General features: G+C 68.1%; 15 protein-coding genes. 10 read left to right on the forward strand and 5 right to left on the reverse strand.

Annotated features, from left to right (window positions below):
- Positions 1–9: 9 nt before the first annotated feature.
- The gene (locus VPH61_RS15695; protein ID WP_332064452.1) at positions 10–1608 is read right to left on the reverse strand and encodes an acyl-CoA carboxylase subunit beta; all 1599 of its coding nucleotides are present in this window, start codon (positions 1606–1608) and stop codon (positions 10–12) included.
- Positions 1609–1750: 142 nt separating this feature from the next.
- Here VPH61_RS15695 and VPH61_RS15700 point away from each other — a divergent pair, with 142 nt between their 5' ends.
- The 3 genes from VPH61_RS15700 (at position 1751) to VPH61_RS15710 (ending at position 4196) form a co-directional block, all read left to right on the forward strand.
- Positions 1751–2689, forward strand: coding sequence for a biotin--[acetyl-CoA-carboxylase] ligase (locus VPH61_RS15700; protein ID WP_332064453.1), 939 nt, complete (start codon positions 1751–1753; stop codon positions 2687–2689).
- Positions 2690–2707: 18 nt separating this feature from the next.
- Positions 2708–3259, forward strand: coding sequence for a PH domain-containing protein (locus VPH61_RS15705; RefSeq protein WP_332064454.1), 552 nt, complete (start codon positions 2708–2710; stop codon positions 3257–3259).
- Positions 3260–3449: 190 nt separating this feature from the next.
- The gene (locus VPH61_RS15710) at positions 3450–4196 is read left to right on the forward strand and encodes a DarT ssDNA thymidine ADP-ribosyltransferase family protein (protein ID WP_332064455.1); all 747 of its coding nucleotides are present in this window, start codon (positions 3450–3452) and stop codon (positions 4194–4196) included.
- A 7-nt stretch (positions 4197–4203) separates the two neighbouring features.
- On the opposite strand, the gene VPH61_RS15715 is transcribed toward VPH61_RS15710, so the two are convergent.
- On the reverse strand, positions 4204–4785 hold the full coding sequence (locus VPH61_RS15715) for a GtrA family protein (protein ID WP_332064456.1): 582 nt from the start codon (positions 4783–4785) through the stop codon (positions 4204–4206).
- A gap of 98 nt (positions 4786–4883) precedes the next feature.
- Between VPH61_RS15715 and VPH61_RS15720 the strand changes: the two genes are divergently transcribed.
- From VPH61_RS15720 to VPH61_RS15730, 3 genes are all read left to right on the forward strand, one after another.
- Positions 4884–6002 (forward strand): 5-(carboxyamino)imidazole ribonucleotide synthase, encoded by a 1119-nt coding sequence (locus VPH61_RS15720; protein WP_332064620.1) that lies wholly within the window; start codon positions 4884–4886, stop codon positions 6000–6002.
- Between the two features lie 112 nt (positions 6003–6114).
- Entirely contained in the window at positions 6115–6582 is a 468-nt protein-coding gene (purE, locus tag VPH61_RS15725; protein WP_442879121.1) for a 5-(carboxyamino)imidazole ribonucleotide mutase, read from the forward strand.
- Entirely contained in the window at positions 6579–7949 is a 1371-nt protein-coding gene (locus VPH61_RS15730) for an LCP family protein (protein WP_332064457.1), read from the forward strand. Before purE ends, VPH61_RS15730 begins: the two co-directional genes overlap by 4 nt.
- Before the next feature lie 37 nt (positions 7950–7986).
- Here the strand turns inward: VPH61_RS15730 and VPH61_RS15735 are convergent, their stop codons facing one another.
- Entirely contained in the window at positions 7987–9135 is a 1149-nt protein-coding gene (locus VPH61_RS15735) for a glycosyltransferase (RefSeq protein WP_332064458.1), read from the reverse strand.
- 150 nt (positions 9136–9285) lie between these two features.
- Between VPH61_RS15735 and VPH61_RS15740 the strand changes: the two genes are divergently transcribed.
- Both VPH61_RS15740 and VPH61_RS15745 read left to right on the forward strand, forming a co-directional pair.
- The gene (locus VPH61_RS15740) at positions 9286–10236 is read left to right on the forward strand and encodes a glycosyltransferase (protein WP_332064459.1); all 951 of its coding nucleotides are present in this window, start codon (positions 9286–9288) and stop codon (positions 10234–10236) included.
- Between the two features lie 20 nt (positions 10237–10256).
- The gene (locus VPH61_RS15745) at positions 10257–11078 is read left to right on the forward strand and encodes a glycosyltransferase (protein ID WP_332064622.1); all 822 of its coding nucleotides are present in this window, start codon (positions 10257–10259) and stop codon (positions 11076–11078) included.
- A 42-nt stretch (positions 11079–11120) separates the two neighbouring features.
- Here the strand turns inward: VPH61_RS15745 and VPH61_RS15750 are convergent, their stop codons facing one another.
- Complete coding sequence (locus VPH61_RS15750) at positions 11121–11864, reverse strand: ABC transporter ATP-binding protein (protein WP_332064623.1); 744 nt, start codon at positions 11862–11864, stop codon at positions 11121–11123.
- Positions 11848–12717: an ABC transporter permease gene (locus VPH61_RS15755; RefSeq protein ID WP_332064460.1), complete on the reverse strand. Its 870-nt coding sequence runs from the start codon at positions 12715–12717 to the stop codon at positions 11848–11850. The genes VPH61_RS15750 and VPH61_RS15755 overlap by 17 nt, the downstream gene beginning before the upstream one ends.
- A gap of 198 nt (positions 12718–12915) precedes the next feature.
- On the opposite strand from VPH61_RS15755, the gene VPH61_RS15760 reads away from it, so the two are divergent.
- The gene (locus tag VPH61_RS15760) at positions 12916–13797 is read left to right on the forward strand and encodes a glycosyltransferase family 2 protein (RefSeq protein WP_442879122.1); all 882 of its coding nucleotides are present in this window, start codon (positions 12916–12918) and stop codon (positions 13795–13797) included.
- Between the two features lie 506 nt (positions 13798–14303).
- The gene (locus tag VPH61_RS15765; protein ID WP_332064462.1) at positions 14304–15959 is read left to right on the forward strand and encodes a glycosyltransferase family 4 protein; all 1656 of its coding nucleotides are present in this window, start codon (positions 14304–14306) and stop codon (positions 15957–15959) included.
- Positions 15960–15976 lie beyond the last annotated feature (17 nt).

Below are 15976 nucleotides of genomic sequence, written 5' to 3' on the forward strand. Positions count from 1 at the left end.
TTGCTCACCCTACAGCGGGATGTTCCCGTGCTTCTTGGCCGGGAGGCTCGCGCGCTTCGTGCGGAGGGCGCGCAGTGCCTTCACGACAGCGACCCGGGTCGCTGCGGGCTCGATCACGCCGTCGAGCTCGCCGCGCTCCGCGGCGAGGAACGGGGAGGCCACGTTGTACGTGTACTCGTTCGCAAGCTGCGTGCGCACGGCCGCGACGTCTTCACCGGCCAGCTCGGCGGCCTTGATCTCGGCCCGGTAGAGGATGTTCACCGCGCCCTGCCCGCCCATGACGGCGATCTCGGCGGTGGGCCAGGCGAGGTTGATGTCGGCGCCGAGCTGCTTGGACCCCATGACGATGTAGGCGCCGCCGTAGGCCTTGCGGGTGATGATCGTGACGAGGGGAACGGTGGCCTCGGCGTAGGCGTACAGCAGCTTGGCGCCTCGGCGGATGACGCCGGTCCACTCCTGCTCGGTGCCGGGCAGGTAGCCCGGTACGTCGACGAGGGTCAGGATGGGGATCGAGAACGCGTCGCAGAACCGCACGAAGCGAGAGGCCTTCTCGCCGGCCGCGATGTTCAGGGTGCCGGCCATCTGGCTCGGCTGGTTGGCGATGATGCCGACCGTTCGCCCGTCGACCCGGGCGAAGCCGACGATGATGTTCGGCGCGAACAGCGGCTGCACCTCGAGGAAGTCGCCGTGATCGACGATGCCCTCGATGACCGAGTGCATGTCGTAGGGCTGGTTCGGCGAATCGGGGATGACGGTGTTCAGTCGCCGGTCGTCGTCGGTGATCTCGAGCTCGGCCTCGGCGTCGTACACCGGGGCATCCGTCATGTTGTTGTCGGGCAGGAACGAGATCAGCGTGCGGGCGTAGTCGAGCGCATCGGACTCGTCGCTCGCGAGGTAGTGGGCGACACCCGAGACCGAGTTGTGCGTGAGAGCGCCGCCGAGCTCCTCCATGCCGACGTCTTCGCCCGTGACGGTCTTGATGACATCGGGGCCGGTGACGAACATCTGGCTCGTCTTGTCGACCATGATCACGAAGTCGGTGAGGGCGGGGGAGTAGACCGCGCCGCCCGCCGCCGGGCCGCACACGATCGAGATCTGCGGGATGACGCCGGAGGCCTGGGTGTTGCGGCGGAAGATCTCGCCGTACTTGCCGAGGGCGACGACGCCCTCTTGAATGCGCGCTCCGCCCGAGTCGAGGATGCCGATGATCGGCACGCCGGTCTTCAGGGCGAGTTCCATGACCTTGATGATCTTCTCGCCCGCGACTTCGCCGAGGGAGCCGCCGAAGATCGTGAAGTCCTGCGAGTACACGGCGACCTGGCGGCCGTGGATGGTTCCCGTGCCGGTGACGACGGCGTCGCCGTAAGGGCGCTTGACCTCCATGCCGAAGGCGTGCGTGCGGTGGCGCACGAACTCGTCGAGCTCGACGAACGAGCCCGGGTCGAGCAGTTCGGCGATGCGCTCGCGCGCCGTCATCTTGCCTTTGGCGTGCTGCTTCTCGATCGCCGCCTCACCCGATGCCGTCACGGCTTCGTGGTAGCGGAGCTTGAGGTCGGCGAGCTTGCCGGCGGTCGTGGAGAGGTCGGGGCCGTCAGTCGCTTCGGTCACGCCGTTCACTCTACCGCTGTGCAAGTCGCCGACTTCGTTGACGATCTCCTACAAATCGACCCCCGAGTTGCCCGACTTCGTACAAAGCCGGGCGAGTCGGGGGAGTGCGCGACGGGCGCACGCGGCTGGGTAGGGTGATCGCATGGATTGGGAGCGATCGCGAGCGGCGGTGCCGCGGTTCGAGTTCCGCGACGAGGTCGGGTCGACGAACGACGAGATGCGCTCTGCTGCGAGCGGGCCGGATGCAGCGGAGTGGGGCCATGGCGCCGTGCTCGTCACCGACAACCAGACGCGGGGGCGGGGCCGCCTCGGCCGGGTCTGGATGGCTCCGACGGGCAAGACCCTCGCGATCTCGGTGCTGCTGCGCCCCGAACTCGACGGCGGTGCGCCGCTGCCGTCCGACGCCTACGGCTGGATCCCGCTCATCGCAGGAGCGGCCATGACCGAGGCTGTGCGTCGTGCCGTCGAGCCGCACGTGCCGCCTGCCACGGGGGTGGGGTCGCTGCCGTCGGCGTCGGCGCTCGATGGCGGTGAGCCCGAGGCATCCGCTCGTCGGAGTCGTCGTCGCAACCGGATCGAGGAGATCGAGGCGCAGGACGACAGCGGCGGGGTCGAGGTCGAGCTCAAGTGGCCGAACGACGTGCTCGTCTCGGGCTACAAGATCTGCGGCATCCTCTCGGAGCTGCTGCCCGACACGGGTGCGGTCATCGTCGGCGCCGGGCTCAACCTCACGCTCGACGAGCACGACCTGCCCACCCTGACCTCGACGTCGCTGCTGCTCGTCACGGGCGAGCAGCCCGATGCCGATGCGGTGCTGGCCGACTACCTCGGCACGTTCCTCGAGATGTTCGACCACTTCGTGCGATCGGGGGCTGATGCCGCGGCGAGCGGTATCGCGGCGCGCGTCGCCGAACTCTGCGGCACGATCGGCAGCGAGGTGCGCGTGGAGCTGCCGGGCGACCGCGAACTCCTCGGGCATGCCGAGCGGCTCGACGCCGACGGCCGGCTCGTCGTGATCGACCGCGAGAACGGCGAGCCGTGGTCTGTCGCCGCAGGAGACGTGACCCACCTGCGGTATTAATGGCGTATGAGGCCTGCCGTGACACCCGAGTCGGTCGTGCCGGCGTCGCAGCCGCCCGAGCGAGTCGTCGCGCGCGTGCGCAGGCACGCCCGCATGCTGGTCCTCCCCTCGATCCTGCTGATCGTCGTCGCAGGGGCGACGGCCTACGGCGTCGCCATCGTGCCCGAGACCTGGCAGGTGCTCGCCGTCGTCGGCGGCGGCGTGGTCGCCCTGCTGCTCGGCTCGTTCCTGCCGTTCCTCGCGTGGCTCACTCGCCGCACGACGATCACGACCAGGCGGGTCATCGCCCGCAGCGGCATCTGGGTGCGGGTGCGGCAGGAGATGCTGCTGAGCCGCGGCAACGACGTCACGGTGCGCCGCACGTGGGCTCAGAGCGCCTTCGGATCGGGTGACGTGCAGATCGACACGGGTCACGAGAAGCCCCTCGTGCTGAAGGACGTGCCGAAGCCGGCCCTCGTGCAGGGTGCATTGCAGGAGCTCATGGGCGAGGAGCAGGCGCGGGCCGCCGAGCGCCGGCGGGCCGAGCAGAACATGATCGACGGCGACACCGTCGCCTGGGGCGGACGCTGAACCTGAGCGATCGTGCAGCGGGACGTCGATTAAGGACGTAACGTGGACAGGTGGTCTCGCGTCGCCCGAGCGCGAGCCGCACGATGAAGGGTTTCTCTTGGCCGACGAATGCAAACACGGTTTCGATGACGGCCTCTGCGCCATCTGCTTCCCCCCGCCCGAGCCCGAGGCGAAGCCTGCGCCCGCTCCCGTGGCCCGATCCGCACGGTCGACGACGACCCGCAGCGGTCGGCCCCCGGCGCGCGTGCCCGGCGCCTCGCGGCCGACCATCGCATCGGACGCGCCGCGTCTCGACCTGAAGGCGATGCGCATCTACCACGTGACGCACATCGACAACCTCCCGCCGATCCTCGATGCCGGCGCCCTGCTCGCCGACGCCGCGGGTGCGGTGCCGGTCGTCGACCTCGCTGCTCCTCACGCCCGCGAGTACCGCCGCGGTGCTGCGATCGACGGCACCGACGCCGTGGTCGCCGACTACGTGCCGTTCCTGCTCACGACCGATGCGCACGTGTGGAACGCGGTGCGCACCGCGACGCCCGACCCTCGCCTCGGCGAGGAGGCCGTGAAGCGCGCACCGACCGACTTCGTCATCTTCGTCAGCTCGCTCACGAGCGCGCAGGCCGGCAAGGCCGAGGTGGCCGGCACCATCGTCGTGAGCGAAGCGGATGCCGCGGTCACGGGCGCCGCCGTCGCGAGCGAGTGGACCGACGTGCAGCGCCTGCTGCAGCGCCTGCACCGCGAAGAAGACGGCGCAGGCCTCGACGGCGCAGAGCTGCTCGTGCGCGAGTGCCTGCCGCTCGACGACGTCGCGCTCATCGCGGTGGCCAACGAGCCCGTGCGCGACCGCGTGCGAGCCGAACTCGCCGCTGCCGGCGTGCGAGCCCGCGTCGCCGTCTACCCGCCCTGGTTCCAGCCGACCGCCGAGCCGGCGGAGTAGCGAGGGCTCAGGGGGCGTTCGCCGTCGGCGACGTCCCCTCGGGGTTCTCAAGCGGCGGTGCCCCCTCGGGCTCCTCGAACAGGGTCCGCTGCGCCTCTTCGACACGCGAGAGGTTCGAGAGGCCGTCGGCGCGGTGGTGCCCGAACACCCAGTACCGGTAGAGCACGAAACGGAACGCGGTGCCGAGCGCCAGGCCGACCACGTTGGTCGCGATGTTGTCGGCCACGAGACTCGTGTAGCCGAGCCAGTGATGGCTGACCCAGAGACATCCGAGGGCGATCGCCATGCCGCCGAGCGAGACGATCGCGTACTCGACGAACTCGCGCAGGTAGTTGCGTCGACGGTGCTTGCGGAACGTCCAGTAGCGGTTGCCCAGCCAGTTGAACACGATCGCGACGCTCGTCGAGATCGTCTTGGCGCCGATCGCCGATTGCGCCCAGTGACCCTCACCGAAGACGCCGAGCCGCAGCGCGTTGAAGAGGGCGACGTCGATCACGAGGCCGATGAGGCCGACGACCCCGAACTTCACCGCGTAGGCGAGCAGGCTGTCCCAGAGGCGGCGGAGGGCGCTCGCGAGGCGGGTGGACACCGGCACATCCTATGCGGTCGGGCGCGGCCTAGACTGAACTGGGCGCCCGTGCGGGTGCCGACGGCGGCGGTGAACGGAGTGCAGGCGTGCGGGTCGGAGTGATCGGTGGAGGGCAGCTCGCCCGGATGATGATCCCCGCGGCGATCGAGCTCGGAGTCGACATCCGAGTGCTCGCCGAGGCCGATGGCATGTCGGCGGCCATCGCGGCCGATCGGGTCGGCGACTACACCGACGCGGCGACCGTGCTCGAGTTCGCCCGTGACGTCGACGTCATCACCTTCGACCACGAGCACGTGCCGCAAGACGTGCTGCGCGCGCTCGTCGACGCCGGCGTTGCCGTGCACCCTGGCCCCGACGCCCTCCGCATCGCGCAAGACAAGCTCGTCATGCGCGAGCGCCTCTCCGAACTCGGCCTGCCCGTGCCCGACTGGGCCCGCGTCGAGACCCCCGCCGAACTCGACGACTTCATCGCCGACCACGGCGGCGTCGCCGTCGTCAAGACCCCGCGCGGCGGCTACGACGGCAAGGGCGTGCGGGTGGTGCGCAGCGCCGCAGAGGTCGCGGAGTGGTTCGCCACGATCGCCGAAGACGGCACCCCTGGCGCCCTGCTCGTCGAGGAGCTCGTCGACTTCCGTCGCGAGCTGGCCCAACTCGTCGCACGCCGCCCCTCCGGCGAGGTCGTCGCCTGGCCGCTCGTCGAGACCGTGCAGGTCGGCGGCGTCTGCAGCGAGGTCATCGCGCCGGCACCGCGGTCGGCCGGCAGGCTCGCGGATGTCGCGGCCGACGTCGCCATCACGATCGCCGAGGGTCTCGGAGTCACCGGTGTGCTCGCCGTCGAGCTCTTCGAGACGAGCGACGAGCGGATCCTCGTCAACGAACTCGCGATGAGGCCGCACAACAGCGGCCACTGGTCGATGGACGGTTCGACCACGAGCCAGTTCGAACAGCACCTGCGCGCAGTGCTCGACCTTCCGCTCGGCGCCACCGGCAGTCGCGACGACTGGTCGGTCATGGTCAACGTGCTCGGCGGGCCGGCCGAGGGCTCGCTCGCCGACCGCTACGCCGAGGCGCTCGCGGGCCACCCCACCGTCAAGGTGCACAACTACGGCAAGGCTCCGCGACCCGGGCGCAAGATCGGCCACGTCACGGCGACGGGCGACGATCTCGACGCCGTCGTCTACGAGGCGCGGGCCACGGCGGCGTTCTTCCAGGACTGACGCGTCGGGCGTCGCGCCGGCCGGCCGCGTGCCCTGCGGTCATCTCACAGCACGCGGCCCTACACTCGATCAAGTGATTGAGACGAACACCGCACCCCTCGTCGGCGTCGTGATGGGTTCCGACTCCGACTGGAACGTCATGAGCGAGGCATCCGCGCTGCTCGACGAATTCGGCGTCGCCCACGAGGTCGAGGTCGTCTCAGCGCACCGCACGCCCGAGAAGATGATCGCCTACGGCAAGCAGGCAGCTGCTCGCGGCCTCAAGGTCATCATCGCCGGCGCCGGCGGCGCGGCCCACCTGCCCGGAATGCTCGCCTCGGTCACGACGCTGCCCGTCGTGGGCGTGCCCGTGCCGCTCTCGCGCCTCGACGGCCTCGACTCGCTGCTCTCGATCGTGCAGATGCCCGGCGGCATCCCCGTCGCCACCATGGCCATCGGCGGTGCGAAGAACGCGGGTCTCTTCGCGGTACGTGTGCTCGCTGCATCCGACCCCGACCTCTCCACAGCCCTCGACGCGTACGCGACCGACCTCGCGGCGCTCGTCGAGGAGAAGAACGAACGGCTCAAGCAGAACCGATGACGCTCGCCGCAAGCCCGATCCGCTACCCGGACGTCGCCTCGCGCACGGTCATGACCCGCCGTGCGTGGTGGCTCGTCGTGCTCAACTTCCTGATCCCCGGCGCCCCGCAGGTGCTCGCCGGCAGTCGCAGGCTCGGCAGGTTCGGACTCGGGTCGACGCTCGTGCTGTGGACCTTGGCCGTCGTCGCCCTCATCGTCTACCTCTTATGGCCGGCGACGCTCTACACGGTCTTCTCGATGTCGATCACGCTCTGGATCGTCGCGATCGTGCTCGCGTTCTACGCGGTGCTCTGGGTGATCCTGACGTTCGACACGCTGCGACTCGTGCGGCTCGTGAAGACAGCGCCCTCCGCCCGGGCCTGGGTGGCGGCGTTCTCGGTACTCCTCATGGCCGGGCTGTCGGGCACCGCAGCCTACGGCGCCTACGTCGCCACCACGGCGAGCGGGTTCATCGCCTCGGTCTTCGCCGCCGGTCCGAGCGAGCCGCCCGTCGACGGCCGGTACAACATTCTGCTCCTCGGCGGCGACTCCGGCCCCGACCGTGAGGGCATGCGGCCCGACAGCATGACCGTGGTCTCGATCGACGCCGAGACCGGCCAGGCCGTCACCATCGGCCTGCCCCGCGACCTCGAGTACGTGCCGTTCCCCGAGGACTCGCCGCTCGCGGCCGTCTACCCCGAGGGCTACGGTGCGATCGACGGATGCGAGGTCGACGTCTGCCAGCTCAACTCGATCTACACCGAGGTCGAGCTGAAGAGCCCCGAGATGTACCCGAACGCCGTCGCCGAGGGCAGCGAACCCGGCATCGAGGGCATCCGGGATGCCGCAGAGGGCATCACCGGGCTCGAGATCCAGTACTACGCGCTCATCGACATGCAGGGCTTCCAGCAGCTCATCGATGCGCTCGGCGGGGTCGACATCAACGTCGACGTGCGCATCCCCATCGGCGGCGACGAGAACAACGAGGGCGTCGACGGATGGATCGAGCCCGGCCAGCAGCACCTCGACGGCTACCACGCCCTCTGGTTCGGCCGGGCGCGCTACGGCACCGCCGGAGGCGACTACGAGCGGATGGCGCGCCAGCGAGTGCTGCAGGAGGCCGTGCTGCACCAGTTCACGCCGACGAACGTGCTCTCGAAGTTCCAGGAGGTCGCGGCCGCGGGTGCGGACACCGTGAAGACCGACATCCCGCAGTCCATGCTCGGCTACTTCGTCGACCTCTCGATGAAGACCAAAGAGCTGCCGATCACGACGGTCGAGCTCGTACCGGCGAACGGCGTCGACCCGACCGATCCCGATTGGGACTACATCCGCTCGCTCATCGAGCCGGCCGTCGCGCCCGCGACCGAGGAACCGGCGACTGAATAGGGGAACGGATGCCGCGGCATCCGTTCTCGCCGCCGATTCAGAGGTCGGCGTGCAGCTGCCAGACGCGCTCTGCGGAGTCGCGCCAGCTGAACGCGTGCGCGCGGTCGCCCGCCGTCACGGAGAGCCGCTCGGCGAGCGCCGGTGACTCGACCACGGTGCTGATCGCGGCTGCGAGCCGTTCGGTGTAGCCGCCCCCGATGCCGATCGGCACGGGGAGCCCGCCCTCGGCCGCGACCTCGACGTAGGCCGGGGTGTCGGAATGGATCACCGGCAGCCCGAACGTGAACGCCTCGATGAGCGACGTGCCGGAGCCCTCGTCGTGGCTGGGCGCGATGAACGCGGTGGCACCGGCCAGGATCACGGAGAGATCGGCGGCGTCGGGGGCATCGATGGCGTGGACCCGACGCGGATCGACTCCGGACTCCTCGGCGACCGTCGCGAGGTGCAGCTCACCCCAGGTCGGAGGGCCGATCACGACGAGGTCGATGTCGGGCATACCGGGCCGGCCGAGTGCCTCGAGCAGGTCGACGATGCCCTTGCGCGGTTCGAGCGTGCCGGTCGCGACGAGGTAGGCGGGGGGCAGACCGAGTCGTGCGGCACGGGCAGCGGTGTCGGCGGCGTCCGTCGGCCGGATGAGACCGGGCCTCGGAGCCGTGCCGATGACGCGAACGCGGTCTCCGAAGTCGGCGACGTTCGCGAGCCGCTCCGCGAGCGCGTGCGTGGGCACGACGACGGCATCGGCGTGCTTGCGTGCGCGCTTCAGCATGCCCTTCTGCCACGCGACGGATGCGGTCGTGAGCGACTCGGGGTGGGTCCAGGCCAGGAGATCGTGGACGGTGACCACGACCTGGTCGCCCGAGACGGTGCGATCGTGACGCCTGAGCGGAGCGAAGAGCCCCGGAGCGTGGATCATGCCGCCGCCCGGCGAGGTGGTCAGTCCGAGCTGCCACGCCGCCGCGAGCTCTCGACGGGCGAGGGTGGTCTTGTAGAGACCGGAGAGCCCGGGCAAGCACGCTTCCAGGCGCTCGTAGTCGGCGGGCGGCGACGAGGAGACGATGCCCTCGACCTCGCAGCCGGGGGGAGTGGCCTGGATCAGGGCGCGAGCGAGCGCCTCGGCGTAGGCGCCGTGCGGTCCGGGGACCGGTGCGATGACCTGATCGACGATCACTCGCAGGGTCGTGGGCATGGGGCTCCTTCACTCGATCGGTGCGCGGGCACCGTCACCAATCTAGCGTCGCGCCCCTGATGAAACCGGGGGAAAGCGCCTCCTGTGGAGGGAACGAGCACGTCGACAGGGCAAGATGGAGTGTCCCCCGTCCTCGAGCCCGAAGAGTCAATGAGTTCGTCAGCTGTCAGCCCGCGCGTGGTCGCGGTCGTCGTCGCCTACAACCGGCGCGATCTTCTCGTCGAGGTGCTCGAGGCACTCGCAGCCCAGCGGCATCCGCTCGCGCGAGTCGTGGTCGTCGACAACGCGTCGACGGATGACTCGGCTGACGTCGCTCGGGCAGCGGGCGAACTCGTCGACCTCGTGTCGCTCCCGCGCAACACCGGAGGTGCCGGCGGGTTCGCAGCTGGGATGGCCGTCGCGCTCGATCGACACGAGCCCGACTGGTTGTGGCTCATGGACGACGACACCGTGCCGACCCCCGACGCGCTCGCGGCGCTGCTGACGGCCGTCGACGGGACCGACATCGCCGCGGCGGGTTCCCGGGTCGTCTGGACGGACGGCACCGAGCACCCGATGAACACGCCGAGGGCGAAGCCGTTCGTGTCGAAGTCCGAGCGTGTCGCTGCGGCGCGCCGAGGCGGTGTCGCCGTGCGCAGCACCTCGTTCGTCTCCATGCTCGTGCGAGCCGACGTCGTGCGCCAGGTCGGGCTGCCGATCGCCGACTACTTCATCTGGAACGACGACTTCGAGTACTCGACGCGAGTGCTGCGCGGTCGACGCGGACTGCACGTTCCCGCATCCGTCGTCGTGCACAAGACGAAGGTGCTGGGTGCGACCGACGCCGACCCCGGGCCCCGCTTCTACTACGAGGTGCGCAACAAGCTCTGGATGTTCCGGCGGTCGCAGAGCCTCTCGGTGTTCGAGAAGGCCGTGTACGGCGGGTCCAGCGTGCGGCGGTGGATCAAGACCTTCGTGCGTTCGTCGGACCGCGCGATCCTGCGCGACGGTTGGCGGCGCGGGTACCGTGACGGCACTCGCACCCGTCCTCGCCCGAACTCGATGGCGCTCGCGGGACTCGGATCGGCGAGCGAGGCGGTCGGACGGGTGGACCCGTCGTGAGCGAGAAGTTCACGCTTCTGATGCCGGTGTATCGAGGCGACGACGCGGCGCACTTCACGAAGGCGTTCTCGTCGAGTGTGACCGCGCAGACGCGTCGGCCGGATGAGGTCGTGCTCGTGCAGGACGGCCCTGTCGACGCGGAGCTCGACGACGCGATCGCCGCCGCCATCGCAGGATCGCCCGTACCCGTCGTGCATCACCGAATCTCGAAGAACGTCGGACTCGCGCACGCATTATCAGAAGGCCTCGAGCGGTGCGCGCACGACATCGTGGCCCGCATGGATGCCGACGACATCTCGTTGCCCGAGCGGTTCGCCAAACAGGTTCCCTTGGTCGAGGGCGGCCTCGACCTGGTGGGGAGCGGCATGTTCGAGTTCCTCGATGACGTCGGATCGATCACCGGCCGACGAGTGCCGCGCCAAGGACAGACCGAGATCGAACGCTACGCCCGGTTCCACGACCCGTTCAGTCACCCGACCGTCGTGTACCGGCGAAGCGCCGTTCTACATGCGGGTGGGTACCAGCCTTTGGGCCTCATGGAGGATTACTGGCTCTTTGTACGGATGATCTCCTCGGGCGCTGACGTCGGCAACGTGCCGGAGCCGCTCGTGATGTATCGAGTCGGTGCAGGCGCCTACGCGCGGCGGGGCGGCTATCAGCAATGGCGGAGCGAGCTGGCGATCCAGCGCGCGATGCGTGGCATCGGATTCACCACGCGAGCCGAGTTCGTCCGGAACCTCGTAGTGCGCGGTGCGTATCGTTTCGTGCCCGAACCGGTTCGCAAGGTCGCCTACAAACGTCTCATCGCGCAATCTCCGAAGGGTACCGCTGCCGAAAACTAGGCGGCAGTCGGCTCGCTCGCGCGAGCGCCCCCCGATCGGTCGTCAGGCCCGCATCAAGGCCACAGCGTCCGTGCTGTCACCGTCGAACACGACGTTCCCTCCGCGGAGCACGATCCCTCTCCGGCAAAGGCGAGAGACCATGTCGAGGTCGTGACTGACCACGACGAGCGTCTTACCGGCATCATGGAGTTCTCGGATTCGGGCCAGGCACTTCTCCTGAAAGGGCTCGTCGCCGACTGAGAGGATCTCGTCGATGAGTAGAACGTCGACTTCGGTGTGGATCGCGACCGAGAAGGCGAGCCTGAGGAACATGCCGGAGGAGTAATGCTTGACCTCGGTGTCGATGAATTGCTCGATTTCGCTGAAGGCGACGATGTCGTCGTAGCGCTCGTCGATCTCCTTCTTCGACATGCCGAGGATCGCTGCGTTCAAGTAGATGTTCTCGCGGCCAGACAGATCGGGGTGGAATCCTGCTCCGACCTCGATGAGGCCGGCGATTCGACCGCGAGTCATAACGCTGCCGCGATCGGGGACGATCACCCCGGAGATGAGCTTGAGCATCGTCGACTTGCCGGAGCCGTTGAAGCCCATGAGGGCGACGGCCTCGCCTTCCTCGATCGTGAACGAGATACCGTCGAGCGCGTTGAAGTCGGTCGTGAGCTGCTTGCGCTTGATCGCAGCGAGAAACGTCTCTTTTACGGAGTGGGTGTGACGGAGCTTGAACGTCTTGTGCACATCGTCGACGACGACGCTCGGCAGGGCCACGGAGTCAGAGTACCTGGGCAAAGCGGCCCTCCAGCCGGCGGAAAACAAGCTGCCCGATGAAAAGCAGGATGACGGACGTGAGCAGGGCGATCCCGGCGAACAGCCAGAGCTCCGGCAGCTGGTTGGTACCTGATGTGTCGAGTGGAGCCCAGAAACCGTAATGGAACAACTCCACCGCGGGAGTCAGCGGGTTGAGCAGGTAGAGGGTGAAAGCCCAATCGGGGAACGCCGCTCGGACCATGCTCAGCTGGTACATGACGGGTGACGCCCAGACGGCGCACATCACGATGATGTCCACGAAGCTCTGCGCATCTCGGAATGAGACGTTGACGGCACCGAACAGCATTCCCAGCGCCGTCGACAGCACGGCGACGATCACGACGCCGAGGAGGATCGCGGCGATCCCGAGTGGCGTCGGCCGCCAGCCGAGGAATGCGGCGATGACTGCGACGACGATCATCTGGGGGAAGGTGTTGATCGCCGCGACGATCATGCTCGACACCGGGAACATCTCACGAGGCACGTAGATCTTCTTGATGAGCGGTGCGTTGTCGACGAGACTGCGGGTCCCGTTCCCGAACGCTTCGGTGAAGAAACCGATCACGGTCATGCCTGCCAGCAGGTACAGCGGGTAGGCGTCGATCGAGCTGCTCAGTCGGAGGAAGACGCCGAGCGCCACGAAGAACACGGCAAACTGGACGAGCGGCTTCACGTATGACCAGAGCCAGCCGAGCACAGAACCGCGGTAACGGATCTGCACCTCCTTTCGCACGATGAGCGAGAGCAGGTAGCGGTGCTGGAAAACATCGATGAGTCCGCGACTCACCCCTGGGCGCTCCAGCCCGATTCCGGCGTGAGGGTCTCCGCCTGTCATTCGGTTCCTTCGGGTTCAGTCGATCCCGCGCCGGATCGGCGCACAACTTCCTCATACTACCTGTCGAGCCGGCGACCGAGCTGCTCGCTCCCCGGTCCGAGAATGCAGCGGCTCCCGGATAGGATGCAGGGAGGAATTCCGCCGGGAGGTCGAGTGGCTGCAGAAGGTACCGTCGCTCCGGCACGGTTCAATATCGTCATGCGAACGAAGAATCGTCCGTTGCTTCTGCAGCGTGCGCTCGATGACGTGCTCGCACAGAGCGTCTCAGACTGGGTGCTGACGGTCGTCAATGACGGCGGTAGCGCAGGCCTGGTCGACGCACTCGTCAACGAGCGTGCCGAGCGATTCGGCGGTCGTGTACGGGTGATCCACCATGACGCGTCGGTCGGCATGGAAGAGGCATCCAACATCGGTGTGCGCGCAGTTGAGAGCACATTCGTGGCGATACACGACGATGACGACACGTGGCACGCGGACTTCCTGAGCATCACTGGTGCTTGGCTGCAGGCGCAGCCATCTGCGGTGGCGGTTGCGGTGCGAACGGAGATCATCTGGGAGTCGATCGACGGCGCGAGCGTCCGGGAACAGGGCCGCGAGACCTTCCTTCCCGCTCTCGTCCAAGTGACGCTGTTCGATCTCATGCGCTTCAACACGTGCGTGCCCATTTCCATGCTGTATCGGCGTGCACCGCTGATCGAGGTCGGGCTCTTCGACGGAAGCCTGCCGGTAACCGGTGATTGGGAGGCGAATCTCAGACTCGCCGCGCGAGGCGAGATCGGATTCCTTTCCGGCCCAGCCCTCGCCTTTTGGCATCAGCGCCCGAACGAGCATGGAGATGCCGGTAACTCCGTCGTCGCACTTCGCGACGACCACGGTCGCTTCGACCGCCTCGTTCGTGATCGCGCGTTGCGCGAATACGTCGCGTCCGAGGGAGCCGGGCTCCCGCTCTATCTCACCCGGCTCCTCGACGACCGATTCGACGAGCTGGCGCGGCGACTGGATCGACTCGAGGCGGTCGCAGGGGACACCGCGTTCCGACGGGCTAAGTCGCGGGTCAAGCGGGCGCTGGGGCGAGGTTGATGGAACGGGGAGCCGACCTCACCGTCGTGTTCCACGTCGGTGATCAGGGACGCCTCGCCGTTCCTCCGATCCGATCGCTCGAGCACGCCATCGTCGAAGGCGCGTCGAAGGGGCTTCGGATCGACGTTATCCTGGTCGGCCCCGGCGGAAAGCGTGCCGTGAACGCATTCTCCGACTCGTCCACCGTGCTGCACCTCGACGGACCCGCGGATGAGTCGGCAGCTGCTGCGGTCGTCAACGGAATCGAGGCGGCATCCGGGCAGGTGATCGCGCTGCTCGATGCCGATGCGCTCGTGACGTCGAGCTGGTTTGCGGCTGCGTTCGAGGCGATTGCCGGGCTCGACGGCACGTCAGTGGCCGACGCCGAGTTGCTCGTGACGTTCGGATCCACCCGAGAGGTGACGGCTCGGCCGAGAGGCGACGATCGAGAGGCGATCGAAGCTCTGGCGGTCGTGGACCCGTGGGGGTGGAGGTTCGCCGCAACTGCCGCGACCCTTCGGCGCATCGTGCACGAGACACCCGCCTCGTCGCTCCCCGATGCCGGATGGCTCTGGAACGCCAGAATCGCTGCGGCCGGCGTCGAGCGGGCGATCGTGAGCAGGACGGCCTTGCTCGTGCGTGCGGCTGCCGACGCGGACATCAACGGTTCGATCGCTCATTCGTTGATGCTGCCTTCGGCCTTGCTCGCCGATCGCGATTTCGCGAAATCCGCGTCGCTCGCGGCGGCGCCGGTGCGACGAACCAGTCCACGGGAGCGGGTCGAGAGACTCCCGCGCCCGGTCGCCGCAGCTGCGCGTCTCGCGATCGACACCGTCCGCCCCGCACGCGATGCGCTGCGGCGAGCCAGGTCCTCCCAGCACGGATCCGCCGTGCCGGAGTGGCTCGCGGCGGAGCTGCGGGAGCAGAACCGCTTCGAACCAGCGGTGCCGTTCCCCCGCGCGTCAGCGCTCGGCGAATACCGGATGGTCGCGGCCGGCGGGCGAGAAGGCGAACGCGCCGCAGCGTACTGGCGTCTCCGTGCCGCCCTCCCGGACTCCGTCGACTACCTGTTCTTCGCGCCGTGGGTGCGCACCGGCGGTGGCGATCTCATGCTCGCGCACTACATCGGAGCCGTCCGTCGCCTCGATCCAGATGCCAGCGTCGCCCTCATCACGACGGAATTCTCGACGTCGACTCGACTGGATCTCCTTCCCGACGGCGTTGATCTGTTCGAGTTGAGCAGCATCGCGTCAGCGTCTGTCGATCGTGAGTGGTGCGTCGAACACCTGATACCCCAGCTGATCGCTCAGCTGCAGCCCTCGACGGTCCATGCGTTCAATTCCACCGTCGCATTCGACGTGATCGAACGCCATGGAGCGGCGCTGGCCCCCACGTCGGCCCTGTTCCTTTCCACCTACGTCATCGACCGCACGCCCGACGGGGAGCGCACGTCAGTGCTCTTCTACCGCCGTGATGGCTTTCTCGACCCAGTCACCGCGGTGCTCGTCGACAGCGAGGCATTCGTGCAGACGATGTCGAACGAGTTCGGCTTCGATCCCGCGAAGTTCCTCGTGCAGAGGAACATCGTGGACACTACGTTCGGCACCCGCGGCGGACCGGTGCGCGGGGTGCGCCCATTCCGGGTCCTCTGGGCAGGTCGCTTCGACGTGCAGAAACGGGTCGACGTACTCGCGGCTATCGCGGTCGAGATCGAGCGACTCCGGCTTCCCGTTGAGGTGCATTTCTACGGCGAAGAGGTGATGGGCGACCCGGCCCTTCCCGATCATCTTCGCGCGCTAGAGGCTGCGGGCGCCCACCGACACCCGCCATTCACGGGTGGGTTCTCAAATCTGCCGATCGAGCAGTACGACGCGTTTCTCATGACCTCCGAGTGGGAGGGGGTGCCCAACATGATGCTCGAAGCCCTGGCCGCCGGTCTTCCCGTCATCGCTCCGACAGTCGGTGGCATCGGCGAAGTGCTCACGAGCGAGATCGGGTATCCGATCGCCCGCTTCGACGACATCGATGCCTACGTGTCGACGATCGCCGAAATCCTCGAGCATCCCGACGACGCGGCGCGACGAGCGACCTCGGCGCGAAGCAGCATTCTGTCGGACTATTCGGTAGACACCTTCGACGCGCGACTGGCCTCGACCCGCGGGTACCTCCGCGGCGATGCGTAGCGATCGAGCCGCGGTCC

Origin of the sequence: Agromyces sp. CCNWLW203 (assembly GCF_036576125.1) — a bacterium.
Taxonomy (GTDB): Bacteria; Actinomycetota; Actinomycetes; order Actinomycetales; family Microbacteriaceae; genus Agromyces.

Coding starts and splice junctions, on each gene's coding strand:
- VPH61_RS15700 (WP_332064453.1), top strand. CDS start 1,751: ATGGATTGGGAGCGATCGCGAGCGGCGGTGCCGCGGTTCGAGTTCCGC.
- VPH61_RS15735 (WP_332064458.1), bottom strand. CDS start 9,135: ATGCCCACGACCCTGCGAGTGATCGTCGATCAGGTCATCGCACCGGTC.
- purE (WP_442879121.1), top strand. CDS start 6,115: ATGGGTTCCGACTCCGACTGGAACGTCATGAGCGAGGCATCCGCGCTG.
- VPH61_RS15755 (WP_332064460.1), bottom strand. CDS start 12,717: ATGACAGGCGGAGACCCTCACGCCGGAATCGGGCTGGAGCGCCCAGGG.
- VPH61_RS15760 (WP_442879122.1), top strand. CDS start 12,916: ATGCGAACGAAGAATCGTCCGTTGCTTCTGCAGCGTGCGCTCGATGAC.
- VPH61_RS15745 (WP_332064622.1), top strand. CDS start 10,257: ATGCCGGTGTATCGAGGCGACGACGCGGCGCACTTCACGAAGGCGTTC.
- VPH61_RS15730 (WP_332064457.1), top strand. CDS start 6,579: ATGACGCTCGCCGCAAGCCCGATCCGCTACCCGGACGTCGCCTCGCGC.
- VPH61_RS15740 (WP_332064459.1), top strand. CDS start 9,286: ATGAGTTCGTCAGCTGTCAGCCCGCGCGTGGTCGCGGTCGTCGTCGCC.